The sequence below is a fragment of the Shinella sp. R2-11 genome (genome assembly GCF_055330205.1).
In genome coordinates, this window is the sequence record NZ_JBVAPC010000011.1 from 50,815 (window position 1) to 73,104 (window position 22,290).

The 22,290-nt window shown below is 65.2% G+C and carries 22 protein-coding genes; 14 read left to right on the top strand and 8 right to left on the bottom strand.

Annotated features, from left to right (window positions below):
- Positions 1-101: 101 nt before the first annotated feature.
- Positions 102-1,133, bottom strand: a complete 1,032-nt coding sequence (locus ACZ1A1_RS22585) for a LacI family DNA-binding transcriptional regulator (protein ID WP_313193201.1) — start codon at positions 1,131-1,133, stop codon at positions 102-104.
- A gap of 216 nt (positions 1,134-1,349) precedes the next feature.
- Between ACZ1A1_RS22585 and ACZ1A1_RS22590 the strand changes: the two genes are divergently transcribed.
- From ACZ1A1_RS22590 to ACZ1A1_RS22610, 5 genes are all read left to right on the top strand, one after another.
- Positions 1,350-2,876, top strand: coding sequence for a sugar ABC transporter ATP-binding protein (locus ACZ1A1_RS22590; protein WP_415212731.1), 1,527 nt, complete (start codon positions 1,350-1,352; stop codon positions 2,874-2,876).
- 36 nt (positions 2,877-2,912) lie between these two features.
- Entirely contained in the window at positions 2,913-3,917 is a 1,005-nt protein-coding gene (locus ACZ1A1_RS22595) for an ABC transporter permease (protein WP_463621688.1), read from the top strand.
- Positions 3,918-3,978: 61 nt separating this feature from the next.
- The gene (locus tag ACZ1A1_RS22600; RefSeq protein ID WP_313193198.1) at positions 3,979-4,929 is read left to right on the top strand and encodes a substrate-binding domain-containing protein; all 951 of its coding nucleotides are present in this window, start codon (positions 3,979-3,981) and stop codon (positions 4,927-4,929) included.
- 359 nt (positions 4,930-5,288) lie between these two features.
- On the top strand, positions 5,289-6,341 hold the full coding sequence (locus ACZ1A1_RS22605) for a sugar phosphate isomerase/epimerase family protein (RefSeq protein ID WP_463621689.1): 1,053 nt from the start codon (positions 5,289-5,291) through the stop codon (positions 6,339-6,341).
- Positions 6,342-6,541: 200 nt separating this feature from the next.
- A complete protein-coding gene (locus ACZ1A1_RS22610) occupies positions 6,542-7,726 on the top strand; it encodes a Gfo/Idh/MocA family protein (protein ID WP_463621690.1) in 1,185 nt (394 codons plus the stop codon).
- A gap of 43 nt (positions 7,727-7,769) precedes the next feature.
- Here the strand turns inward: ACZ1A1_RS22610 and ACZ1A1_RS22615 are convergent, their stop codons facing one another.
- Positions 7,770-8,672 carry an HD-GYP domain-containing protein gene (locus ACZ1A1_RS22615; protein ID WP_313193195.1) on the bottom strand — a complete coding sequence of 301 codons (903 nt, stop codon included), beginning with the start codon at positions 8,670-8,672 and terminating at the stop codon, positions 7,770-7,772.
- 168 nt (positions 8,673-8,840) lie between these two features.
- On the opposite strand from ACZ1A1_RS22615, the gene ACZ1A1_RS22620 reads away from it, so the two are divergent.
- Positions 8,841-10,217 (top strand): GH1 family beta-glucosidase, encoded by a 1,377-nt coding sequence (locus tag ACZ1A1_RS22620; RefSeq protein WP_463621691.1) that lies wholly within the window; start codon positions 8,841-8,843, stop codon positions 10,215-10,217.
- Positions 10,218-10,395: 178 nt separating this feature from the next.
- Here ACZ1A1_RS22620 and trhO read toward each other — a convergent pair whose 3' ends face one another.
- Positions 10,396-11,334 carry an oxygen-dependent tRNA uridine(34) hydroxylase TrhO gene (gene trhO / locus ACZ1A1_RS22625; RefSeq protein ID WP_463621692.1) on the bottom strand — a complete coding sequence of 313 codons (939 nt, stop codon included), beginning with the start codon at positions 11,332-11,334 and terminating at the stop codon, positions 10,396-10,398.
- 54 nt (positions 11,335-11,388) lie between these two features.
- Complete coding sequence (locus ACZ1A1_RS22630) at positions 11,389-11,874, bottom strand: CYTH domain-containing protein (protein WP_313193192.1); 486 nt, start codon at positions 11,872-11,874, stop codon at positions 11,389-11,391.
- Between the two features lie 153 nt (positions 11,875-12,027).
- Between ACZ1A1_RS22630 and ACZ1A1_RS22635 the strand changes: the two genes are divergently transcribed.
- From ACZ1A1_RS22635 to ACZ1A1_RS22650, 4 genes are all read left to right on the top strand, one after another.
- Positions 12,028-12,666 carry a 2-dehydro-3-deoxy-phosphogluconate aldolase gene (locus ACZ1A1_RS22635; RefSeq protein WP_313193191.1) on the top strand — a complete coding sequence of 213 codons (639 nt, stop codon included), beginning with the start codon at positions 12,028-12,030 and terminating at the stop codon, positions 12,664-12,666.
- Positions 12,667-12,794: 128 nt separating this feature from the next.
- Positions 12,795-13,487: a tellurite resistance TerB family protein gene (locus ACZ1A1_RS22640; RefSeq protein ID WP_463621693.1), complete on the top strand. Its 693-nt coding sequence runs from the start codon at positions 12,795-12,797 to the stop codon at positions 13,485-13,487.
- A gap of 97 nt (positions 13,488-13,584) precedes the next feature.
- On the top strand, positions 13,585-14,277 hold the full coding sequence (locus tag ACZ1A1_RS22645; RefSeq protein ID WP_463621694.1) for a GNAT family N-acetyltransferase: 693 nt from the start codon (positions 13,585-13,587) through the stop codon (positions 14,275-14,277).
- Positions 14,274-14,486: a hypothetical protein gene (locus ACZ1A1_RS22650; protein ID WP_463621695.1), complete on the top strand. Its 213-nt coding sequence runs from the start codon at positions 14,274-14,276 to the stop codon at positions 14,484-14,486. The genes ACZ1A1_RS22645 and ACZ1A1_RS22650 overlap by 4 nt, the downstream gene beginning before the upstream one ends.
- A gap of 60 nt (positions 14,487-14,546) precedes the next feature.
- On the opposite strand, the gene ACZ1A1_RS22655 is transcribed toward ACZ1A1_RS22650, so the two are convergent.
- From ACZ1A1_RS22655 to ACZ1A1_RS22665, 3 genes are all read right to left on the bottom strand, one after another.
- Positions 14,547-15,506, bottom strand: coding sequence for a nickel/cobalt transporter (locus tag ACZ1A1_RS22655; protein ID WP_463621736.1), 960 nt, complete (start codon positions 15,504-15,506; stop codon positions 14,547-14,549).
- 209 nt (positions 15,507-15,715) lie between these two features.
- A complete protein-coding gene (locus ACZ1A1_RS22660) occupies positions 15,716-16,357 on the bottom strand; it encodes a DUF1007 family protein (RefSeq protein WP_313193187.1) in 642 nt (213 codons plus the stop codon).
- A gap of 75 nt (positions 16,358-16,432) precedes the next feature.
- Positions 16,433-17,338: a LysR family transcriptional regulator gene (locus ACZ1A1_RS22665; protein WP_313193186.1), complete on the bottom strand. Its 906-nt coding sequence runs from the start codon at positions 17,336-17,338 to the stop codon at positions 16,433-16,435.
- A gap of 601 nt (positions 17,339-17,939) precedes the next feature.
- Here ACZ1A1_RS22665 and odc2 point away from each other — a divergent pair.
- From odc2 to ACZ1A1_RS22685, 4 genes are all read left to right on the top strand, one after another.
- On the top strand, positions 17,940-19,073 hold the full coding sequence (odc2, locus tag ACZ1A1_RS22670) for an ornithine/lysine decarboxylase (RefSeq protein WP_119256619.1): 1,134 nt from the start codon (positions 17,940-17,942) through the stop codon (positions 19,071-19,073).
- Positions 19,074-19,162: 89 nt separating this feature from the next.
- A complete protein-coding gene (locus tag ACZ1A1_RS22675; protein WP_463621696.1) occupies positions 19,163-19,750 on the top strand; it encodes a GNAT family N-acetyltransferase in 588 nt (195 codons plus the stop codon).
- A gap of 85 nt (positions 19,751-19,835) precedes the next feature.
- Entirely contained in the window at positions 19,836-20,474 is a 639-nt protein-coding gene (locus ACZ1A1_RS22680) for a LysE family translocator (protein ID WP_463621697.1), read from the top strand.
- 178 nt (positions 20,475-20,652) lie between these two features.
- Positions 20,653-21,099 carry a glyoxalase superfamily protein gene (locus tag ACZ1A1_RS22685; RefSeq protein ID WP_313193182.1) on the top strand — a complete coding sequence of 149 codons (447 nt, stop codon included), beginning with the start codon at positions 20,653-20,655 and terminating at the stop codon, positions 21,097-21,099.
- 3 nt (positions 21,100-21,102) lie between these two features.
- Here ACZ1A1_RS22685 and ACZ1A1_RS22690 read toward each other — a convergent pair whose 3' ends face one another.
- Complete coding sequence (locus ACZ1A1_RS22690; protein ID WP_463621698.1) at positions 21,103-22,269, bottom strand: hypothetical protein; 1,167 nt, start codon at positions 22,267-22,269, stop codon at positions 21,103-21,105.
- Positions 22,270-22,290 lie beyond the last annotated feature (21 nt).

Here is a 22,290-nt window from a genome sequence, read left to right on the forward strand (position 1 = left end):
TTGCGATGTCCAGAGGGGCGCCGAATGGCGCCCTTTTCGTTGCAGGCTGAAACGTGCTCCGCAAATACCCCTCCGGCCTGCACCCATGCCGGCTGAGACAGCTACCGCTTCAAAAACCGCCGCGCCGGGGTGGAGACGGAGTTGCGCACGATGAGGTCCGGCGTCAGCAGGATTTCGGCTTCCGGCGGTGCGCTGCCAGAGAGCAGTTCCAAGAGAAGCGCCATGGAACTCCTGCCGATGGCGGTGCGTGGCTGGCGGATCGTGGTGAGGGAAGGCGTCATGAAGGTCGCCTGCGGCACGTCGTCGAAGCCGGTCACGGAAAAGTCGGTCGGGATATCGTAGCCGCGCGCGCCGAGGCCGATCATCACGCCGATGGCCGTCTGGTCGTTGACGCACATGAAGGCGCTCGGCAGCGTGTCGCGCATGAAGAGCTGTTCGAGTGCGAGGCGCCCGCTCTCGATGGTGCCGTCGCCTTCGAGGATGATGCGCTCGCCCGCCGGCACGCCGGCGGCGTCCAGCCCCTCGTCATAGCCCTGCCGGCGGCGGCTATAGGCAAGGCGGGTGCGCGAATCGCCGATGAAGGCGATCTTGCGGTGGCCCTCGGCGATGAGCAGGTCGACGGCCTTGCGCGCGCCCTCGGTATCGTCGACTCCCACATAGGGAATGCCGCCGTTATAGACCGGCTCGAAGACGCCGACGCTGGGCGGCAGGCGGGCCGTCATCGTCTGGTGGCCGAAGGGCAGGATGCCGGTGAAGAGGATCAGCCCGGCCGCCTGGTTGGAATTCAGGAATTTCAGATATTCGAGGCCGCGCTGCGGATCGTTCTGCGTATGGCCGATGAGGATGCCATAGCCATGCGCGCGCGCCTCGTTTTCGAGGCCGACGAGGATGTTGGAGAAGTTCGGATCGCCGATATCGGGCGCGACGACCAGGATCATGTTCGACCGTCCGAGGCGGAGACTCCGCGCCATCGCATTGGTCGTGTAGCCGGTGATGGCGATGGCCTGGTTGACCTTCAGCCGCGTCGAGTTCGCCACCTTTTCCGGCGTATGGATCGCCCGGGACACGGTCGCGATCGAGACCTGCGCGATACGCGCGACATCCTCGATCGTGGCGGGGCTGGACGACGACAAACTGTTTCTCACTTAGCGGTCGCAGGTCCGGAAAGATAAAAAACGGCATCCGGAACTGCAAGGATCAAAGGACTTGCGGGGACACTACACAGACTGGCCCGAGGGTCAAACGACGCTTGGTGGAAATTCTCGATATCCAACGATGTAAACCTTTACATAGATCGTGTAAAGGTTTACATCATGCTCAAGCGGTAGGGAGCCGCAGGGAGGAAATCGATGAATCCGGACGCTGCCGACGGGGCTCCCGTCGTCCTTGCCGCACGCCGTATCAGCAAGTCTTTCAATGGCGTGCAGGTGCTGTTCAGCGTCAATTTCGAGCTGCGTGCCGGCGAGATTCATGCGCTCATGGGCGAGAACGGCGCCGGCAAGTCGACGCTGGTGAAGATCCTCTCCGGTTTCGAGCAGCCGACCTCCGGCGAGATTCTGCTGGACGGCCAGCCCGTGAAGCTGCCGCCGAACGGGCAGGCCGAGGCGCTCGGCATCGTCATCATCCATCAGGAATTCAACCTTGCCGAACATCTCACCGTCACCGAGAGCCTGTTTCTCGGGCGCGAGGTCACGCGCTTCGGCGTGCTCGACCGCAAGTTCATGCGCGCCGAGACGCGCCGCGTGCTTGACCAGCTCGGCTCCCATGTCGACGAGAACGCGCAGATCAGCTCGCTTTCCATCGCCGACAAGCAGATGGTGGAGATCGCGAAAGCCATCAGCCGCGACGCGCGCATCATCTTCATGGACGAGCCGACCGCCGTCCTCTCCCGCGAGGAGACCAACTATCTCTTCCGTCAGGTCCGCAAATTGCGCGAAAAGGGCACGTCCTTCGTCTTCGTCTCGCACAAGCTGGACGAGGTGATGGAACTCACCGACCGCGTCACGGTGCTGCGCGACGGGCAATGGGTGAAGACGGCGCCGACGAGCATTCTCGACGGCGAGTCGATCGCCCAGCTCATGGTCGGCCGCGAGCTCTCCAGCCTCTATCCCGCCAAGCAGGAGCCGAGCGTCGACGAAGAGGTGACGCTGTCTGTCGAGGGGCTTTCCACGCATTATGTCAAGGATGCGAGCTTCGAGGTCCGCAAGGGCGAGATCCTCGGTTTTTCCGGTCTGATCGGCTCCGGCCGCACCGAGCTGATGGAAGCCGTCGCGGGCCTGCGGGCGCGTTCGGCCGGCGAGGTTTCGGTGCGGGGCGAGACGGTTCCGGGCGGCGACGTCCATGCCGCCAACCGCGTCGGCATCGCCTACATGACCAAGGACCGCAAGCACAAGGGCCTGCTGCTGAACTCGCGCATGACGGCGAACCTCACGCTGCAATCGCTGGAGCAGCATGGCAAATATGGCTATCTCAGCCCGAAGAGCGAGGCCGCCGCGTTGGAGCGCGCCCGCCGCCGCTTCGACATCCGCGTGCGCGACGGGCGCGTCGTCGCCGGGCGCATGTCGGGCGGCAACCAGCAGAAGCTGCTGCTCGCCAAGGTCATGGAAACCGAGCCTGACGTCATCATCATCGATGAGCCGACGCGCGGCATTGATGTGGGCACCAAGCAGCAGATCTACCATTTCATCTCGGCGCTCGCCCGCGACGGCAAGTCGATCATCGTCGTCTCCTCGGAGATGCCGGAGATCATCGGCCTGTGCACGCGCGTCGCCGTCATGCGGGAAGGGCGGATCGTCGGCATTCTCGAAGGCGAGGAGATCTCCGAGCAGGAGATCATGCGCTATTCGGCCGGCCTCAAGAAGAAGACCGCGGCCTGATCGCCGCCAGCACAACGAATTACGTCGGGGACGAACATGACGGAAGACGCAGTCGAAACCAAGCCGCGGGGCCGAAGCTGGCGGGATGTGGACCTGAGGGCCGTCGCGCCCTTCGCCGCGCTCGCGCTGCTCCTCATCGTCGGCGCGCTGGTGAACCCCAATTTCATCGGGCTCAACAACCTCGCCAATGTCGCGACGCGCAGCGCCTTCATCGCGATCATCGCGGTCGGCGCGACCTTCGTCATCTCCTCCGGCGACCTCGACCTCTCGGTCGGCTCGATGGTCGCCTTCGTCGCCTCGATCATGATCCTCTTCATGAATTCCGGTGTGATTGCCGATCCCGGCCTGATGCTCGCCGCCGCCATGGTGTTGACGGTCGTCATCGGTGCGGCCTGCGGCCTTGCCAACGGGCTCATCACCACGGTCGGCAGGATCGAGCCCTTCATCGCCACGCTCGGCACGATGGGCATCTATCGCGGCCTCACCACCTGGCTGTCGCAGGGCGGCGCGATTACGCTGCGCGAGCCGGAATTGCAGGCGATGTATCGTCCGGCCTATTTCGGCTACATCCTCGGCGTGCCGGTGCCGATCGTCATCATCCTCGTCGTCACCGCCATCGCCGCCTTCGTCCTCTACCGCACGCGCTACGGCCGCCATGTCGTGGCGGTCGGCTCGAACAGCGATGTCGCGCGCTATTCCGGCATCCCGGTCAACCGGGTGCGCACCATCGCCTTCGTCATCCAGGGCCTGTGCGTCGCCATCGCCGTGCTGCTCTACGTGCCGCGCCTCGGTTCTACCTCGGCCACCACGGGCATCCTGTGGGAGTTGCAGGCGATCACCGCGGTCGTCGTCGGCGGCACAGCGCTGAAGGGCGGGGCGGGGCGCGTCTGGGGCACGATCTGCGGCGCCTTCATCCTGGAGCTGGTCGGCAACATCATGCTGCTCTCCAACTTCATCAGCGAATACCTGATCGGGGCCATCCAGGGCGCGATCATCATCATTGCGATGCTCGTCCAGCGCTCGCTGGTGCGGAAGTCGTAGGACCAACCGGGCCAACAGGTCGCCCGGCACAAAGGAAGACCTGGTTTTTGGGAGGAAACTCATGCGCAAGAAACTTTTGGGCCTGACGGTCGCCGCCATGGCGCTCATCGCCGGCGCCGTCCATGCGGAAGACAAGAAAGTGACGATCGGCGTGTCGATCCCGGCTGCCGACCATGGCTGGACCTCCGGCGTCGTCTACCACGCCGAGCGTGTCGCCAAGCTCCTGATGGAGCGCAATCCGGGCCTCAACGTCATCGTCAAGACCTCGCCGGATCCGGCAAGCCAGGCGAATGCCGTGCAGGACCTCGAAACGCAGGGCATCGACGCACTCGTCATCCTGCCGACCGACCCGGATCCGCTCGTCAACGCCATCAAGGAAGTCAAGGGCAAGGGCACCTTCGTCGCGCTCGTCGACCGCGCGCCGAGCACCAACGACAATTCCGTGCGTGACCTCTATGTCGCCGGCAACAACTTCGCCCTCGGCCAGACGGCCGGCGAATATATCAAGACCACGACGCCGGATGCCGAAGTCGTCGTCATCCGCGGCATGGCGATCCCGATCGACCAGCAGCGCCAGGACGGTTTCGACAAGGGCATCGAGGGCTCGGGCGTCAAGGTTCTCGACCGCCAGTACGGCAACTGGAACCGCGACGACGCCTTCAAGGTCATGCAGGACTACCTGACCAAGTACCAGAAGATCGACGTCGTATGGTGCCAGGACGACGACATGGCCGTCGGCGTTCTCCAGGCCATCGAGCAGGCCGGCCGCACGGACATCCAGTATGTCATCGCCGGCGCCGGCTCCAAGGACATGATCAAGAAGGTCATGGACGGCGACAAGATGATCCCGGTCGACGTGCTCTATCCGCCGGCAATGGTGGGCACCGCGCTCGAAATGACCGCCGCCAACTTCTACGGCCAGGTTCCGGTCCGCGGCGTCTACACCATCGACGCCACACTGGTGACGAAGGACAACGCGAAGGACTTCTACTTCCCCGATTCCCCGTTCTGATCTGACGATGAAGCGAGCCGCCCGGGTTTTTGCCCGGGCGGTTCGTCCATGACCGCGCCACACTCTCTGTCGTCATTCTCGGGCTTGACCCGAGGATACACCCGCGGGTGTGGCGTGGATGGTCGGGTCAGGTCCGACCATGACGAAGGAGAGGGGAGAGGGCGGAGCGAGGTACTGGCACCGGCTTGGCGGACGCCCTTGGTGCCGCGTCGCCACCGCCCCTCACATTCCATCAACTCTTATAATTCCGCATTGCCCGCCCGGCCAAAGGCCGATAGCTTTCCACGCGCTGCGGTACGTACTGCAAAAATATCATCGACTGGCCGCGACCATGGCCAGCTCCATGGGAGGAAGCCGAAATGAAGACGATCAAGGGCCCCGGCCTGTTTCTCGCACAGTTCGCGGGCGATGCCGCGCCGTTCAACTCCTGGGACTCGATCACCAAATGGGCGGCCGACATCGGCTACAAGGGCGTGCAGGTGCCGACCTGGGACACGCGCCTCATCGACCTGAAAAAGGCGGCGGAATCCAAGGCCTATTGCGACGAGTTCGCCGGCAAGGCGCGCGAGAACGGCGTCGAGATCACCGAGCTTTCCACCCATCTGCAGGGCCAGCTCGTCGCCGTGCATCCGGCCTATGACGAGGCCTTCGACGGCTTTGCCGTGCCCGAAGTGCGCGGCAATCCGAAGGCGCGGCAGGCATGGGCGGTGGAGCAGGTGAAGCTGGCGCTGACGGCCTCGAAGAACCTCGGCCTCGACGCGATGGCCAGCTTCTCCGGCGCGCTGGCCTGGCCCTTCGTCTATCCCTGGCCGCAGCGTCCCGCCGGCCTTGTCGAAACCGCCTTCGATGAACTGGCGAAGCGCTGGACACCGATCCTCGATCATGCCGAGGAGAACGGGGTCGACATCTGCTACGAGATCCATCCGGGCGAGGACCTGCACGACGGCATCACCTACGAGATGTTCCTGGAGCGCACCGGCAACCATGCCCGCGCCTGCATGCTCTACGATCCCTCGCACTATGTCCTGCAGTGCCTCGACTATCTCGACAATATCGACATCTACAAGGACCGCATCCGCATGTTCCATGTGAAGGATGCCGAGTTCAACCCGACGGGCCGGCAGGGCGTCTATGGCGGCTATCAGGGCTGGGTCAACCGCGCCGGCCGCTTCCGCTCGCTCGGCGACGGACAGGTGGATTTCGGCGCGGTCTTCTCCAAGATGGCCGCCAACGATTTCGCCGGCTGGGCGGTGGTGGAATGGGAATGCGCTCTGAAGCACCCGGAGGACGGCGCGCGCGAGGGGGCGGAGTTCGTGAACGCGCATATCATCCGCGTGACGGAAAAGGCGTTCGACGATTTTGCCGATGCGGGGACGGATCAGGCGGCGAACCGGCGCATGCTCGGGCTTTGAGGGTGTAGGGGCACCCCCTCTGCCCTGCCGGGCATCTCCCCCACAAGGGGGGAGATCGGATGAGGCGATGCTTTGCCCTTCCCGACCGGGCGATGAGGATCATGTTAGGCACCAGTCAATCTCCCCCCTTGTGGGGGAGATGTCACGAAGTGACAGAGGGGGGTAAGCCTCCCGCAGCAACATCAAGGAGGAAACCCCCCATGGCAATCGAAGGAAGCGCAAGCGAGGCGCGGGAGCGCCGCATCCGGCTCGGCATGGTCGGCGGCGGTTCGGGCGCCTTCATCGGCGCGGTGCACCGCATCGCCGCCCGGCTGGACGACCACTACGAGCTCGTCGCCGGCGCGCTGTCGTCCTCGCCGGAAAGGGCCGAGCAGTCGGCGCGCGAGCTCGGGCTCGACCCATCGCGCAGCTACGGCAGCTTCAAGGAGATGGCGATCCGCGAGGCCAAGCTGAAGAACGGCATCGAGGCGGTGGCGATCGTCACGCCCAACCACGTGCATTACGAGGCGGCCAAGGAATTCCTGAAGCGCGGCATCCACGTCATCTGCGACAAGCCGCTGACCTCGACGCTGGCCGACGCGCGCAAGCTGAAGAAGCTGGCGGAGGAGAGCGACGCGCTCTTCGTGCTGACGCATAATTACACCGGCTACCCCATGGTGCGGCAGGCCCGGGAGATGATCCAGAACGGCGAGCTCGGCACGATCCGCCTCGTCCAGATGGAATATCCGCAGGACTGGTTGACGGAGGATATCGAATCGAGCGGCCAGAAGCAGGCCGCCTGGCGCACGGACCCCACCAAATCCGGCGCGGGCGGCTCCACAGGTGATATCGGCACGCATGCCTACAATCTCGGCTGCTTCGTCTCCGGCCTCGAACTGGAAGAGCTTGCCGCCGACCTCGACAGCTTCGTGCCGGGCCGCAGGCTGGACGACAACGCCCATGTCATGATGCGCTTCAAGGAGAAGGACGGCGTGCGGGCCAAGGGCACGCTCTGGTGCAGCCAGGTCGCGCCCGGCCACGAGAACGGCCTGAAGGTCCGCGTCTATGGCACGAAGGGCGGCCTTGAATGGGTGCAGGCCGATCCGAACTATCTCTGGTACACGCCCTTCGGCGAGCCGAAGCGTCTCATCACGCGCAACGGTGCGGGCTCCGGCCCCGCCGCCGCCCGCGTCAGCCGCGTACCCTCCGGCCACCCGGAAGGCTATCTCGAAGGCTTCGCCAACATCTATTCCGAAGCCGCGCGCGCCATCCATGCCAAGCGCAGCGGCGCGAAGGTCGATCCCGCCGTCATCTATCCGACGGTCGACGACGGCCTCAAGGGCATGCTCTTCGTCGATGCCTGCGTGCAGTCCTCGAAGCGGAACGGGGCCTGGGTGAAGGTCTGACATCGAAAGCCGGATCGCCGTGTAGTCGCGGCGATCCGCTCCCTCAGGAAAAGATGCTGCCGAGGCGGATGACCAGCTTCTTGTCGAACAGGTGGCCGCGCTCGAACATCCAGTTCAGCGCATCCCTCGTTTCCCAGGGCCGCTTGTAGGGGCGGGCGCTCGTCAGGGCCTCGAAGACGTCGCAGACGGTGGCGAGGCGGACCTCGGGGCTGATCCGGTCAGCCTTCAGGCCGAGAGGATAGCCGCTGCCGTCGAGCGCTTCATGATGGTGGCGGCAGATTTCGAGGACGGTGTCCGAAATGCCGTCCTGCTCCTTCAGCAACCGGTATCCGAGCTCCGGGTGGGTGCGGATCAGGCGCTTCTCATCCGTATCGAGCCCCCCGGCCTTGTTGAGCACCGTGTTCGGGACCATGAGCTTGCCGACATCGTGCAGCAGGCCCGCCACACCCAGCTCGCGCACCGCGTCCTCGCCGTAGTGGAGCAGGCGGGCAAGCCGCATCATGAGGGCGCTCACCGCCAGCGAGTGGACATAGGTTCCCTCGTCCTTGGTCTTCAGGCGCGTGACCTTCAGGAAGACGTCGGGATCCGCATCGATACGGTCGGAGATATCGTCCGCGACCGGCCCCAGCGCCTCGGCCTCCAGTCGGCCGGATCGGACGGCCGCGAAGCCGTCGCGCAGGGCCTGCGCCGATTGCGAGACGATCTCGAGCGTGCGCTTTTGTTCTTCGGCCTTGGTGGCGGCTGCGGCTTCCGCCGCGGCGCCGATATGCACCATGCTCTTCTGCGTGTTGACCAGGACATAGGCGGCCGATGTCGCGAGGATCGCGCGCAGCATCTCGTCGGATTGCACGTAGAAGCGGCGGCCGGAAAACTCGTCGTTCGGGCATTCCATCGCTTCGATGAACATGCCCTTTCGCACGAGATGTTTCGGGATTCTCTGCACCACGCATCCAACTCCGTCCCCAACTTGGCCATAGTGTGGGCGAAATCCCTAACCCTTGTTTAAGGCGTTTCTGTTTTAGGCGGCAAAGCGGCCGGGGTGCCGGGAATCTTGCTTTTTACAGGCATGCACATTACTGCAACGTTGCAGATTCGATTTAACGCCGAGTACAGAATGACCCCGGATACCAAGATTCTAGCCGACCGCTTCCCCGGCGATTTCCTCTTCGGCGTGGCGACCGCCGCGTTCCAGATCGAGGGTGCGGCGAAGATGGACGGGCGCAAGCCGTCGATCTGGGATGCCTTCTCCAACATGCCGGGCCGCGTTTATGGCCGGCACAATGGCGATGTCGCCTGCGATCATTACAACCGGCTGGAGCAGGACCTCGACCTCATCCAGTCGCTCGGCGTCGAGGCCTACCGCTTCTCCATCGCCTGGCCGCGCATCGTTCCGGAGGGCACCGGACCGGTGAACGAGAAAGGGCTCGATTTCTACGACCGCCTCGTCGATGGCCTCAAGGCTCGCGGCATCAAGGCTTTCGCGACGCTCTACCATTGGGACCTGCCGCTGATGCTGGCGGGCGACGGCGGCTGGACGGCGCGGCAGACGGCCTATGCCTTCCAGCGCTACGCCAGGACCGTCATCGCCCGGCTCGGCGACCGGCTGGATGCGGTGGCGACCTTCAACGAGCCCTGGTGCTCCGTCTGGCTGAGCCACCTCTACGGCATCCATGCGCCCGGCGAGCGCAACATGGATGCGGCGCTGCATGCGCTGCATTTCACCAATCTCGCCCATGGCCTCGGCGTCTCGGCCATCCGCGCCGAGCGGCCGGAGCTTCCCGTCGGCCTCGTGCTGAACGCTCATTCGATCTATCCCGGCAGCGACAGCCCGGCCGACGAGGCGGCCGCAAGCCGCGCCTTCGATTTTCACAACGGCGTCTTCTTCGGCCCGGTCTTCAAGGGCGAATATCCGGAAAGCTTCCTCTCCGCCCTCGGCCACCGCATGCCCGAGATCGAGCCCGGCGACATGGAGACGATTGCCCAGCCACTCGACTGGTGGGGCCTCAACTACTACACGCCGATGCGCGTCGCCGCCGATCCGGCGGAAGGCGCGGAGTTCCCGGCGACCGTACCGGCCCCGCCGGTTGCCGATGCCAAGACGGATATCGGCTGGGAGGTCTACGCCCCCGCGCTCGGCGATCTCGTGCGCAGGCTCAATGCCGATTATGCGCTGCCCGACTGCTACATCACGGAAAACGGTGCCTGCTACAATATGGGCGTCGAGAATGGCACGGTGGACGACCAGCCCCGCCTCGACTACATCGCCGAACATCTCGGCGTGACGGCGGACCTTGTAAGCGAGGGCTATCCGATGCGCGGCTATTTTGCCTGGAGCCTCATGGACAATTTCGAGTGGGCGGAAGGGTATCGCATGCGCTTCGGCATCGTGCATGTCGATTACGAGACGCAGGTGCGCACGGTGAAGAAGAGCGGCCACTGGTATGCGGCGCTTGCCGGGGCGTTTCCCAAGGGGAACCATCGGAAGGGCTAGCTTGGCGCCGGCCCTCATCCGTCTGCCGGCACCTTCTCCCCGCAAGCGGGGAGAAGGGATTTGGGGCGCTGCCGCATCCTATCTCTATCGGTCCAGTTTTTGGAAAAACGGCGAGGCATTCCCCTTCTCCCCGCTTGCGGGGAGAAGGTCGCGGCAGCGGGATGAGGAGCTTTCGCCTCTATTTCCCGAGATGCCGCTCGCCGCGCTTCTTCGCAAGGTCCATCTGCTTCTGCCGCTGGCGGAAGCGCATGCGGTCCTCCTCGCTGCGCGTCTCATGGCAATGCGGGCAGGAGACGCCGGCCTCGTAGAGCGGGGAGGCGATCTCCTCGGCGGTCAGCGGGTGGCGGCAGGCGCGGCAGAGTTTGTGCTCGCCTTCCTCCAGGCCATGGGTGACGGAGACGCGCTCGTCGAAGACGAAGCAGGCGCCTTCCCACAGGCTTTCCTCCGGCGGCACGTCCTCGAGATATTTCAGGATGCCGCCCTTGAGGTGGTAGACCTCGTCGAAGCCCTCGGCCTTCATGAAGGCGGTCGCCTTCTCGCAGCGGATGCCGCCGGTGCAGTACATGGCGATCTTCGGCTTGTTGTGCAGGCCGGTGTTCCGGCGCACCCAGTCCGGGAATTCGCGGAAGGTCTTGGTGTTGGGGTCGACCGCGCCCTTGAAGATGCCGATCGCCGTCTCGTAGTCGTTGCGCGTGTCGATGACGATCGTGTCCGGATCGGAGATCAGCGCGTTCCAGTCCTTCGGCGCGACATAGGTGCCGACGGAGCGGTTGGGGTCGATGTCCTCGACGCCCATGGTGACGATCTCCTTCTTGAGCCGCACCTTCATGCGCAGGAAGGGCATGTCGCCGGCGCGGCTTTCCTTGTGCTCCAGCCCGGAAAATTCCGGCTGGCCGCGCAGGAAGGACAGCACGGCGCGGACGCCGGCATCCGGCCCGGCGATGGTGCCGTTGATGCCCTCATGGGCGAGCAGCAGCGTGCCGCGCACGCCGTTTTCCTCGCAGAGCGCCTGCAGGGGCGCGCGCAGTTCGGCAAAGCGCGGAACCGAGACGAAATGATAGAGCGCGGCGACGAGGAAGCCGTCGTTTCCAGCGGGCGAAGGGATCGTGTTTGTCATGGCCGCCACATACAGCTTTGGCGCATTTCAGGCAATGCGGCGTGGTGTAACGGATCAGGCGAGCTGGCGAAGGCTCGCGCCATTGCTGATGCCGAGCGCCATCGACTGGTTGGAATAGCGGCTCTCGCCGGTCACTTCGCGGCCCACCCAGTTGGGCAGTTCCGGCTCGTCGTGGATCGAGGAGAGCTCGACCTCGGCGATCACCAAGCCGCGATGGGCGCCGTCATAGACGTCGACCTCCCAGACATGGCCTTCATAGGGCACCTTGTAGCGCACTTTCTCGATGACCTTGCCGACCGCATGGCGCAGCATATCCTCGGCCTCGTCGCGATCGATGTCGAATTCGTATTCGTCGCGCACCAGCGCGGCATGGCCGACCTTCAGCGTGATGCGCGCCCGTCCGTCGCCATAGAGGCGAACCCGCAGCGACCGGTCGTCCTGCGCGACGATATAGGCCTGCCTTATGGCGATGCCCTCGTTCGCGGAGCTACGCCATCGTTGCCCGGATACCAGGAACTTCCGCTCGATCTCTTTTGCCATAGGCATGCTTTCGCTGTTGGAGATGGGCTTGGGCGAGGCAAACACTACACGATAAGTGTGTCATGACAAGGCCATGAATCATGCTTTAGGCTCGACACGACGTCGCGGACGCGGTATGCCGCTCTCAATTCAATCGTTTTAAAAGGTGGTGCCATGCGCGAGAAAAACGCCAAGCTCCTTTCCGTCCTGAAGCTGCAGCCGGTGGTGCCGGTGCTGGTCGTCGACGACGTCAAGACGGCGGTTCCGCTCGCGCGGGCGCTGGTTGCCGGCGGGCTGAAGGCCATCGAGATCACCCTGCGCACGACGGCCGCATTGGAGGCGATCCGTGCGGTCGCCAACGAGGTCGAGGGGGCCGTCGCCGGTGCCGGCACGATCCTCAATGCCGCGCAGTACGAGGCGGCGGTCGAGGCGGGTTCGCAGTTCATCGTCAGCCCCGGCACGACGCAGGAGCTGATCGATGCGGCGGCGGATTCCGAAATCCCGCTGCTGCCGGGCGCGGCCACCGCCAGCGAGGTCATGGGCCTTCGCGAGGAGGGCTACCAGGTCATGAAGTTCTTCCCGGCCGAACAGGCCGGCGGCGCGGCCTATCTCAAGTCGCTGTCCTCGCCGCTCGCCGGCACGCTGTTCTGCCCGACGGGCGGCATCTCGCTTTCCAATGCGCGCGATTATCTCTCGCTGCCGAATGTCGTGTGCGTCGGCGGCTCGTGGGTCGCGCCGAAGGATCTCGTCGCCAGGGGCGACTGGGCGGGCATCGAGAAGCTTGCCGCGGAAGCCGCCGCCCTCAAGGGCTGAAGGCAGGATCGACGGAATTGCGGACGGGCGGCCATCGGCCGCCCGTCATGCATTTGTAATTTGAAGGGGGCACTCCTATCTTGCCTTGCAGCCGGCTTCTTGCCGCGACAGGAGAAACGGAGACGCCCATGTTCGACCCCAAGACGTTGCTCGACCAGTTCCTCGGCTCGCAGGTGCCGGGTGCGGGCGGAACCGTGCGCGACCGCGCCGGCCAGGTCACCCAGCTCGCCAAGGACAATCCGCTCGCCACCATCGCCATTGCCGGCGTGCTGCTCGGCACGGATGGCGGGCGCAAGGTCGCGGGCTCGACGCTGAAGCTCGGCAGCCTCGCCGCCATCGCCGGCCTCGGCTACCAGGCCTACAAGAATTATCGCGACGGGCAGAATCCGGCGGATACCGCCGAGGCCGGCACGCCGGAGCTCCTGCCGCCGCCGGTCGATTCCGGTTTCCATCCCGAGGCGGTCGGCACGGATTTCGCCCTCGTCCTCGTGCGTGCCATGATCGCCGCCTCGCGCGCTGACGGCCATATCGACGATGCCGAGCGCGCCCGCATCATGGACAAGCTGAAGGTCTCCGGGCTCGGCGCCGATGCCGCCCGGTTCCTCGAGGACGAGCTTGCCAATCCGGTCGATCTCGACGCGATCGTCGCGGCCGCGACGACGGAGGAGCAGCGCGTCGAGCTCTATACCGCCTCGCGCCTTGCCATAGAGTCGAAGACGCGCGCCGAGCGCGGCTATCTCGATCTTCTCGCCGGGCGCCTCGGCCTTGCCGATGCGCTGGTCGACCATATCGAGGCGACGGTTTCGGCCGCGACCGTGTGACATTTACGGGGAGCGGCCGAACGCCGCTCCCTGCTTTGCCGATTGCTTCGGCCCGCCGGCTGTTCTATCCCTTCGGCAAGACCGAAGGAGGATTTTCATGCGCGATCTCAAGGACTGGAAAGGTTGCCCGCCGCCGGCGCCGGTGACGCTCGAAGGGCGCTATGTGCGCATCGAGCCCTATGATCGCGCCAGGCACCTCCAGCCGCTCTGGGATGCCTTCGGCGGCATGGCGATCAACCCGCTGCTGCGCTACTTCGCGCAGGCCGACTTCTCGGGCATCGAGGGTTTCGACACGTGGTCGGAAGGCGCGATCAGGTCGGGCTGGGTGCGCGAGGTCATCGTCGACAAGGCCAGCGGCAAGCCGGTCGGCATGGCGCACTACATGCGGCCCGACCCGGCCAACGGCGTCGTCGAGATCGGCGGCATCGCCCATGGCGGCGGCATGTCGCGCTCGCCGCTTTCCACCGAGGCGCAGTATCTCCTCGCCAAGCATGTATTCGAGGATCTCGGCTACCGCCGCTACGAGTGGAAGTGCCATAACGACAACGCGGCCAGCAAGCGCACCGCCGCCCGTCTCGGCTTCACCTTCGAAGGCGTCTTCCGCCAGCATATGCTCTCCAAGGGCGAGAACCGCGATACCGCCTGGTTCTCGATCATCGACGGCGAATGGCCGGTCGTTGCAAAAGCCTTCGACACTTGGCTCCTGCCGGAGAACTTCGATGCCGCGGGACGGCAGAAGCGCAGGCTGGAGGATATCCGCGCCGAGATCGCCAAGGCGGACGCAGCGTGAGCGGCGAGGCCAAGGGAAAGTCGGCGGCGCTTGCGGCGCTGTTCATCCTGCTCGGAACGGGCGTGGTGTTCTACTTCCTGCCGCGCATGATGGTCGCGCTCGGCAATGTCTCGCCGTGGCTGGCGGGCGCCTTCGGCGCGCTGCTCGTGCTCGGCTTCTTCCTCGTCTTCTGGCTCAGGGCGCGCTACCAGCGCAAGCGCGGCAACTAGAACGTCTGTTTCAACGCAATTCCGGACGCAAAACCGCTTCGCACTTTTGCTGGAGTTGCTCTAGCCCTGCAGCGAGGCTCCGAGCAGGAGCAGGCCCATTATCATCACCAGCGCCGCCCCGGCGATCTCGATGGCGGTGCCGACGCGCAGCGCCGCCGAGCCGTTGCCGGCGAAGCGCACGGCCGCGCCCTTGGCGGTGACGGCGAGGGTGGCGAGGATCGAGACGGTGATGGCCGTGCCGATCGACATGGCGAGCACGGCGAGCACGCCGCCGAGATAGAGGCCGTTCAAAAGCGCGAAGCTCAGCACGATGAGCGCGCCCGAGCAGGGGCGCAGTCCCACGGCGACGATGGCCGACCACGCCTCGCGCAGTGCGAAGCGATCGCCTTTCAGCAGCGACGGGTCCGGCGCATGGGCGTGGCCGCAGGTCGAGCAGACTTCGCCCGCATGATGGCGATGATCTGCATGGCCGCGCACCTCGACCGCCTGCACGCCGAGCCTGGAGACGCGGGGGGCGGGGCGGAGCTTGCGGAAGAGAAGCCAGGCGCCGAAGAGGGCGATGAGGGCATAGCTGCCGGTTTCCAGCGCCCGCGTCGCGTCCGTCATCGAGACCGTGGTGCCGCGCAGGAAGAGATAGGCGGCGCCCACCAGCAGGATGGCGACGACGCCCTGCAGGATGGAGGAGAGGAAGGAAAGCGCGACGCCGCGCTTCAGCTCCACCTCGTTCGCCAGCATGTAGGAGGAGATGACCGCCTTGCCGTGGCCGGGGCCGGCGGCATGGAAGACGCCGTAGGCGAAAGAAAGGGTCACGAGCGTCGAAGCCGCCCACGGGTTCTGGCGCATGTCCTTCAGTGCGCCGGTCATCAGCCGGTAGAAGCCCTGCTGCTGCGCGTTGATCCAGGCAAAGAGGCCGCCGAAGGCGCCGGTCGTGTTGAAGCCGGGCTCCGCCGAGCCGATGCCGAGCGGTGACTGGGCGTGGGCGAGGGTTGCGCTGAAGACGAAGGCGAGTGCGAGAAGCAGGGCGAGATGGAGGGGATACGAAAACCCCCTCTGCCTGCCGGCATCTCCCCCACAAGGGGGGAGAAAGCGGGAGGCTTGCTCACCGGTCAAAATGGAATGCCAAGGGCGCGGCAGGTTAAGCCACTCCCCCTTGTGGGGAGGGGTTGGGGAGGGGCCTTTGACCGCAGGCAATCGTCCCCCTCTTCCACTGAAACAACGCCCGATGCCGCTCAGCATGTGACCTCCAGCCGGGTGGCGAAGAGTTTCGACATGTCGGTGCCGGTCGGGTCGTTGAAGAAGGCGTCGGTCAGGCTGCTCTGATTCTGCGAGAGCACTTCGTCGGGATCCGGCCGCACCACCTGGTGCTTGCAGGCGTCGAGCTTGTCGCCGACGGTCACGAGGTCGCTGTCGGAGGCGAAGTCCATCGAGGCATACATGGTGGGATCGTAGACGCCGAAGGTGAGCTTGCCCTTGAGCGGCATGACCTCGCCGGGCTTGACCGTGAAGAACATCAGGAGCTGGCCGTCCTTGAAATCGACATTGATCACGTCCGGCTTGGCGACCTTCAGCGTCCTGCCGTCCTCGGTGATCGTCGTGTAGTAGTTGAACTCCTCCAGCGATTCGAGCACCGTCTTGCCGACCTCGGCCAGTTCGTCCGGATCGAGCTCGCCGTTGCTGTTCTTGTCGAAATCCATGACGACGCTGGCCGAGAACATCTCGTCGAAGCGCCAGACGTTGCGCAGTTCGCTGATCGTGCCCCCTTCATCCGCCACCACCTCCAGCCGGGCTTCCGCGAAGATGTGCGGATGCGCCAGCGCGACGACGGGTGCGAGAAGGGCCGTGCCGGCGACGAGAAGAGGAAGGAATCGCATGGGTTTTTCAAACCTCCCGGGCGGCGTGAATCGGCCGGATGAATGGACCGGAAATGGGTCGGAATTGGGACCTTGCTATGCTTCCACGCCCGGATTGCGGCGGAACCAGGCATGCAGGAAATCGACGAAGGTGCGCACCTTGGCCGGCAGGTAGCGCCGGTGCGGATAGATCGCATAGATGCCGCGGTCCGTCGGAAGGTAATCCTCCAGGATCGAGACGATGCGGCCCGAATCGAGGCACGGGCGGGCGATGAAGGCCGGCACCTGCGCGACGCCGAGGCCGCTTGCCGCCGCGCGCACGGCAGCCGTCGGGCTGTTCACCTCGATATGGCCGGAGACCGGCACGGAAAAGCCCGCGCCCTTGTCGTCGACGAAGCGCCAGTTGCTGTGCGACTTGCCGTTGGTGTCGATGATGCAGGGCAGGCGGGTGAGGTCGCTCGGATGGTTGATCGGGCCGGCATGTTCGAGGAATTCCTCGGTCACGCAGATCTTCAGGTAGAAATCGCCGAGCTTGCGGGCGATGAGGGCGGAATCCTCCAGCCGCGTGATGCGGATCGCCACGTCGAAGCCTTCCTCGACGAGATCGACGAAGCGGTCGTCCGAGACGATCTCCAGCGAGAGCTCGGGATGTTCGCGGCCGAAATCGATCAGCGACTGGCCGATATCGGCATCGACGAAGGTGCGGGGGGCGGAGACCTTCAGCTTGCCGCGCAGGTCCGTGTTCTTCTCGCGCACGAGATCGGCGAGGTTGTCGATCTCCTTCAGGATGTCGGAGGCGGTGCGGTAATAGGTATGGCCGGCCTCGGTCATCGAGAACTGGCGGGTCGTGCGGTTGAGCAGGAGCGTTCCCAGCTCGTCCTCCAGTTCGCGCACATATTTCGATAGCAGCGCCTTGGACCGGCCGGTCTTGCGCGAGGCGGCGGAAAAGCCTTCGGCGTCGACGACGTCGATAAAGGCCCGGATTCGGGTCAGTGTATCCATGTATCCCCACTTGGCTGCCCGCGCCCATCCCGGCGGGATGCGAGGTCGGCGAGCCTCCGGCCGAAATGCGGTGGCCGGCATGTTATAAACGATCTTCGAAAACCAGTCCGGCGAATGTCGTGGCTGTCACAATATTTTCAATAGCAGCCTGCAAAAAACCTCTTGATTACGACAGCGATTCTTCTTATCTCCGCGCTTGCCCAAAGTCGCACGTGCCTGTGGGTGTCCGCCGACCCTCGATTTGGTGAGGATCATCGGTAAGGTACCTGGACCTAACCGCTCCAGTCGCTATTCCGGCCAACCGGGAAATGCGAGGACATCTTGAAGCAACGACGGTGCGGGCCTTTCTGGTGTCTGCCGGCTTTCCATCAGCCGGGGTTACTGAAGAGGCACACCTTCATTGCCGGAAGTGCGGTCGGGTTTCCCACCAATCCATGGCAGACAAAGCCGAATTGAAGCCTAGGCGGGCTTTGGTTCACCGTTCGCGCATTTGCGCATGCTTGGTTCCGGGGTCTCCACCGGCTGGTTCCAGAGCGTTGCCGCATCTGCCCTTTGTCCTCTGGGGTTTCCCCGGAGCAACCTGGATATGGGGAATACCGAGATGGCTTCTGCACGTATTATCGACTTCCTGAACACCCGACGTCCCGACGGCCCGTGCCTCGTGGTCGACCTCGATGTCGTGCGCGACAACTTCAAGGCCTTCCGCCATGCGCTGCCCGACAGCGCCATCTACTATGCCGTGAAGGCCAACCCGGCGCCGGAAATCCTGCGCCTCCTCGCCTCCATGGGCTCCAACTTCGATTGCGCGTCCGTCGCCGAGATCGAAATGGCGCTCGACGCCGGTGCGACCGCTTCGCGCATCTCCTTCGGCAACACGATCAAGAAGGAACGCGACGTCGCCAAGGCGCATGCGCTCGGCGTCTCGCTCTTCGCCGTCGACAGCCATGAGGAAGTCGAGAAGATCTCGCGTGCCGCCCCCGGCGCGCGCGTCTTCTGCCGTGTCCTGACGGATGGCGAAGGCGCCGAATGGCCGCTGTCGCGCAAGTTCGGCTGCGTGCCGCAGATGGCCGTCGACGTGCTCGTCTACGCGCACCAGCTCGGCCTCACGTCCTACGGCGTCTCGTTCCATGTCGGCTCGCAGATGACGAAGCTCGACGCCTGGGATTCGGCCCTTGCCGATGCCAAGCGCGTCTTCGTGCAGCTTGCCAAGCAGGGCATCGAATTGAAGATGGTCAATATGGGCGGCGGCTTCCCGACGAAGTACCTGCGCGACGTGCCCTCGGCCGAAGCCTATGGCCAGGCGATCTTCGGTGCGCTGAAGAAGCACTTCGGCAACCAGATCCCGGAAACCATCATCGAGCCGGGCCGCGGCATGGTCGGCAATGCGGGTGTGATCAAGGCGGAAGTCGTCCTCGTCTCGAAGAAGTCGGACAACGACAACCACCGCTGGGTCTTCCTCGACATCGGCAAGTTCGGCGGCCTCGCCGAAACCATGGACGAGGCGATCCGCTACCCGATCCGCACCGAGCGCGACGCGGACGAGATGGAGCCCTGCGTGCTCGCCGGCCCGACCTGCGATTCGGCCGACGTGATGTACGAGAAGAACATGTATCCGCTGCCGATCACCCTTTCGATCGGTGACGAGGTTCTGATCGAAGGCACCGGCGCCTATACGACGACCTATTCGGCCGTCGCCTTCAACGGCTTCGAGCCGCTCAAGGCCTACGTCATCTGACGACCGGGCGCTCCCGTCCCTGCGGGAGCGCCAGCTTCACAATTCATTCCGGATACCGTTTGAATCGGTTTTGAGTTCGGGAGGCCAAGATGGCCACTGTTCTTGATTCTGTCCGCGCGTTCTTCGCGCATGCCGCCTTCACCATCGACCGGGAAAATGCCGGCGACGTCGTCGCGCGCGAGCGTCTGCTCGACCGCGTCATGGGCGAAGCCCGCTTCCGCAAGTCCTCGGAAAAGCTGCGCCGGGGCCGCCTGCCGGCCGAGGGCCTCGCCCTCGTCGCGCGCGATGCGGATGGCCATGTCATCGGGACGGTGCGCCTGTGGGATGTCGAGGCGGGTGTCGATGCCGATGGCAATGCCGTGCCGGCTTTGCTGCTTGGCCCGCTCGCCGTCGATTGCACGCATGAGGGCAAGGGCATCGGCGGTGCGCTGATGCGCGCGGCGATCACCGAGGCGCGCGACCGCGGGCACGGCGCGGTGCTGCTGGTCGGCGATCCGGAATATTACGGGCGCTTCGGCTTCTTCGCCGACAGGGCACGGCATCTCGTCATGCCCGGCCCCTTCGAGCGCCGCCGCTTCCTGGCGCTGGAGCTGAAGGACGGCTGGCTGGCCGGCGCGGCCGGCATGCTCGTCGCGAGCGGCCGGCGCCTTTCTGCGCAGCTGCGCAAGGCGGCGTGATGCAGTGTCGAGGGGGCCGCATTGCGCGGCCCCTCCCGCCTGTGCGAGGATGGCGTGTCCCCGCATGGAGCTTTCCGCGCCCGCCATGTTTCAAGCCGCTCTCGACGGCTCTCCGCCGTCCGCAACCTTTCTTTCCTTCGCGCTGACCTCCTTCATCATCGAGCTGACGCCCGGGCCGAACATGGCCTATCTGGCGATGGTCGCGGCGGGGGAGGGGCGGAGGCCCGGCTTTGCGACCGTCGTCGGCGTGGCGCTCGGGCTTGCCCTCTTGGGCCTTGCGGCGGCCGTCGGGCTCTCCGAGCTGATCGGCCGGTCGCCCGTGCTCTACCAGGCGCTGCGCTGGGCGGGCGTGCTGTTCCTGCTTTACCTTGCCTATGACGCCTGGCGCGACGGCGCGCCGGAGGCGGGGCCGCGCGACCGCTCCAGCCTCTTCTATTTCCGCCGGGGCCTCGTCACCAACCTGCTCAACCCGAAGGCCGGCCTCTTCTATGTGACGGTCCTGCCGACCTTCGTCGATCCGGGCCGGCCGCTGATGGCGCAGAACATCGCTCTGGTGATCCTCTACGTGGCCGTCGCGACGGTTATCCATGCCGCCATCGTGGCGCTGGCCGGGACGCTGGAGCCGGTGCTCACCGATGCCGGGCGCGAGCGGCGGGCACGGCGCGTCATGGCGCTGCTGCTGGCGGGCGTCGCGCTCTGGTTCGGCTGGACGACGCGTGCCTGATTTGACATCGGCGGCGCGAATGACTATGTGCGGTTCAGGGTGAGAGCCCCTGCCGTCCGCGAGCGCAAGCTTTGGTGAAGTCTCTCTCAGAAACGATCGGTCTTCCAGCATCAGGCATGCGAACCGGCGGCAATGCGGACCCCTCCGAAACGACGCATGCACCGACTGGAGAGACGACATGCGTCCATCATCGACGCCACTACCATCCCTCGACGCCCTGAAGGATCAGGCGAAGCGGCTGCGCGCGCGCTTTTCCGCCGAGGGGCAGGACATTTCCCATTCCCGCGCACTGGAGCTGATCGCCGCGCAATACGGCTTTCGCGACTGGAACACGCTACATGCCGCCGTCGGCAACCGGCCGCCCTTCGATCCGTGGATGCTGGGCTCGCGGGTGCGCGGCCACTATCTCGGCCAGCCGTTCGATGCGGAGGTTCTCGGCGTGCAGGCGATCACCAGCCAGCCGGGCCGCTACCGCATGACGCTGCATTTCGACGAGCCCGTGGATGTCGTGACCTTCGAAAGCTTCTCGGCCTTCCGCCAGCGCGTCAGCTGCACCATCGACGAGACGGGGCGGACCATCGAGAAGACCTCGAATGGCCGCCCGCATCTCGAACTCGAATGGTGAGCCTCAGAACGAGCCCGAGAGCCGCATCGCGAGGCCGTCGACCTTGAAGTCGGCGGCCTTGTCCGTTTCGCGGTGGACGAGGTGGCTGTATTCCAGCGCCACGGCCGCGCCCTTCGCCAGCGTGTAGGTGAGGGTCGCGGTCGTCGCGGTCGTGTGGGTGCGGTAGTCGTAGTAGAGCCAGTCGCTATAGGCATGCTCGAAGGCAAGGCCGAGCTTGAGCTTTTCCGTCAGCGCCGTTTCCAGCGAGAGGCCGACCGTGCGCACGTCCTCGCCGAGCGGGTCGTCGATGTCGGCGAGCTGGATGTCGCGCGCGAGCTTTGCCTTGAAGACGGTGTCCCGCGGGAGCTGGACGGCAAGTTCCGCCTTCAGGAAGGGGCGGCTTCGCTCGACCGTCCTGCCGAGTTCCGGGCTGCCGATGCGCAGGACGCCGGCCTCCGCCATCAGCGTGACGGCCTCGCCGAAGGTGCTGCCATAGGCCAGCGAGCCGCGCAGCGCATGGGCGGGAAAGCGGCCGAGCCGGTCCTGCTGGCCGGCGGGGATGCGGTTCGTGCGATATTGCAGCGTCGCGCCGATCTCGCCGCCGAGGAGCGGCCGGATATGGCCGGCGGTGAGGTCGAAGAGCCGGTTGTCGGCCTCCATCTGTGTGCGGGGCAGGCCGGCGAGCGTGAAATCCGCCTTGCCCCGGTCGAGGCTGGAAAGGGCGGCGGTGAGATGGCTCTTGCCGCCGCCGTGCTCGGCGGTGATGCCGGCGCTTGCGGCGCCGGCGATATCGGCCTTGCTGTAGCCGATCAGGAGGCCGGGCAGGGCGAGGAAGAGATCGCCGTCCCGGCGGTGCTCGATGCCGCCCTTGAGGGTGAGCTTCACGCCTTCGCCGAGCTCGCGCATATAGCCGACTTCGACGCCTGCCCGCCGCTCGTCGGCGAAATGATAGCGCGCGATGCGCCGGACGCTCGCCGTCAGACCATAGGCGAGCTGCGAGTCCTCCAGCGAAAGGCTGCCGCGAAAGGCAAGCCTCGCCTCGCCGAAAGAAGAGGAAATCAGCGTCGGATCCTTGAAGACATTCGAGGTCCGGCCGCCGCCGATGCTGTAATCGGCGGTTGAATCTGCGTTCGCCGGGTTGCAGAAGGCGGCGATCGATGCCGCATAGAGCAAGCCATGAAGAGAGCGCATCGGTTTCTGCCCCTGTCCGTT

What these genes read in the sequence shown, in the direction of transcription:
- ACZ1A1_RS22590 (WP_415212731.1), top strand. Translation starts at nt 1,350, where the DNA reads ATGAATCCGGACGCTGCCGACGGGGCTCCCGTCGTCCTTGCCGCACGC.
- ACZ1A1_RS22645 (WP_463621694.1), top strand. Translation starts at nt 13,585, where the DNA reads ATGCGCGATCTCAAGGACTGGAAAGGTTGCCCGCCGCCGGCGCCGGTG.
- ACZ1A1_RS22605 (WP_463621689.1), top strand. Translation starts at nt 5,289, where the DNA reads ATGAAGACGATCAAGGGCCCCGGCCTGTTTCTCGCACAGTTCGCGGGC.
- ACZ1A1_RS22660 (WP_313193187.1), bottom strand. Translation starts at nt 16,357, where the DNA reads ATGCGATTCCTTCCTCTTCTCGTCGCCGGCACGGCCCTTCTCGCACCC.
- ACZ1A1_RS22685 (WP_313193182.1), top strand. Translation starts at nt 20,653, where the DNA reads ATGCGTCCATCATCGACGCCACTACCATCCCTCGACGCCCTGAAGGAT.
- ACZ1A1_RS22665 (WP_313193186.1), bottom strand. Translation starts at nt 17,338, where the DNA reads ATGGATACACTGACCCGAATCCGGGCCTTTATCGACGTCGTCGACGCC.
- ACZ1A1_RS22680 (WP_463621697.1), top strand. Translation starts at nt 19,836, where the DNA reads ATGTTTCAAGCCGCTCTCGACGGCTCTCCGCCGTCCGCAACCTTTCTT.
- ACZ1A1_RS22595 (WP_463621688.1), top strand. Translation starts at nt 2,913, where the DNA reads ATGACGGAAGACGCAGTCGAAACCAAGCCGCGGGGCCGAAGCTGGCGG.
- ACZ1A1_RS22620 (WP_463621691.1), top strand. Translation starts at nt 8,841, where the DNA reads ATGACCCCGGATACCAAGATTCTAGCCGACCGCTTCCCCGGCGATTTC.
- ACZ1A1_RS22600 (WP_313193198.1), top strand. Translation starts at nt 3,979, where the DNA reads ATGCGCAAGAAACTTTTGGGCCTGACGGTCGCCGCCATGGCGCTCATC.
- ACZ1A1_RS22675 (WP_463621696.1), top strand. Translation starts at nt 19,163, where the DNA reads ATGGCCACTGTTCTTGATTCTGTCCGCGCGTTCTTCGCGCATGCCGCC.
- ACZ1A1_RS22640 (WP_463621693.1), top strand. Translation starts at nt 12,795, where the DNA reads ATGTTCGACCCCAAGACGTTGCTCGACCAGTTCCTCGGCTCGCAGGTG.
- ACZ1A1_RS22610 (WP_463621690.1), top strand. Translation starts at nt 6,542, where the DNA reads ATGGCAATCGAAGGAAGCGCAAGCGAGGCGCGGGAGCGCCGCATCCGG.
- ACZ1A1_RS22630 (WP_313193192.1), bottom strand. Translation starts at nt 11,874, where the DNA reads ATGGCAAAAGAGATCGAGCGGAAGTTCCTGGTATCCGGGCAACGATGG.
- odc2 (WP_119256619.1), top strand. Translation starts at nt 17,940, where the DNA reads ATGGCTTCTGCACGTATTATCGACTTCCTGAACACCCGACGTCCCGAC.
- ACZ1A1_RS22635 (WP_313193191.1), top strand. Translation starts at nt 12,028, where the DNA reads ATGCGCGAGAAAAACGCCAAGCTCCTTTCCGTCCTGAAGCTGCAGCCG.
- ACZ1A1_RS22690 (WP_463621698.1), bottom strand. Translation starts at nt 22,269, where the DNA reads ATGCGCTCTCTTCATGGCTTGCTCTATGCGGCATCGATCGCCGCCTTC.
- trhO (WP_463621692.1), bottom strand. Translation starts at nt 11,334, where the DNA reads ATGACAAACACGATCCCTTCGCCCGCTGGAAACGACGGCTTCCTCGTC.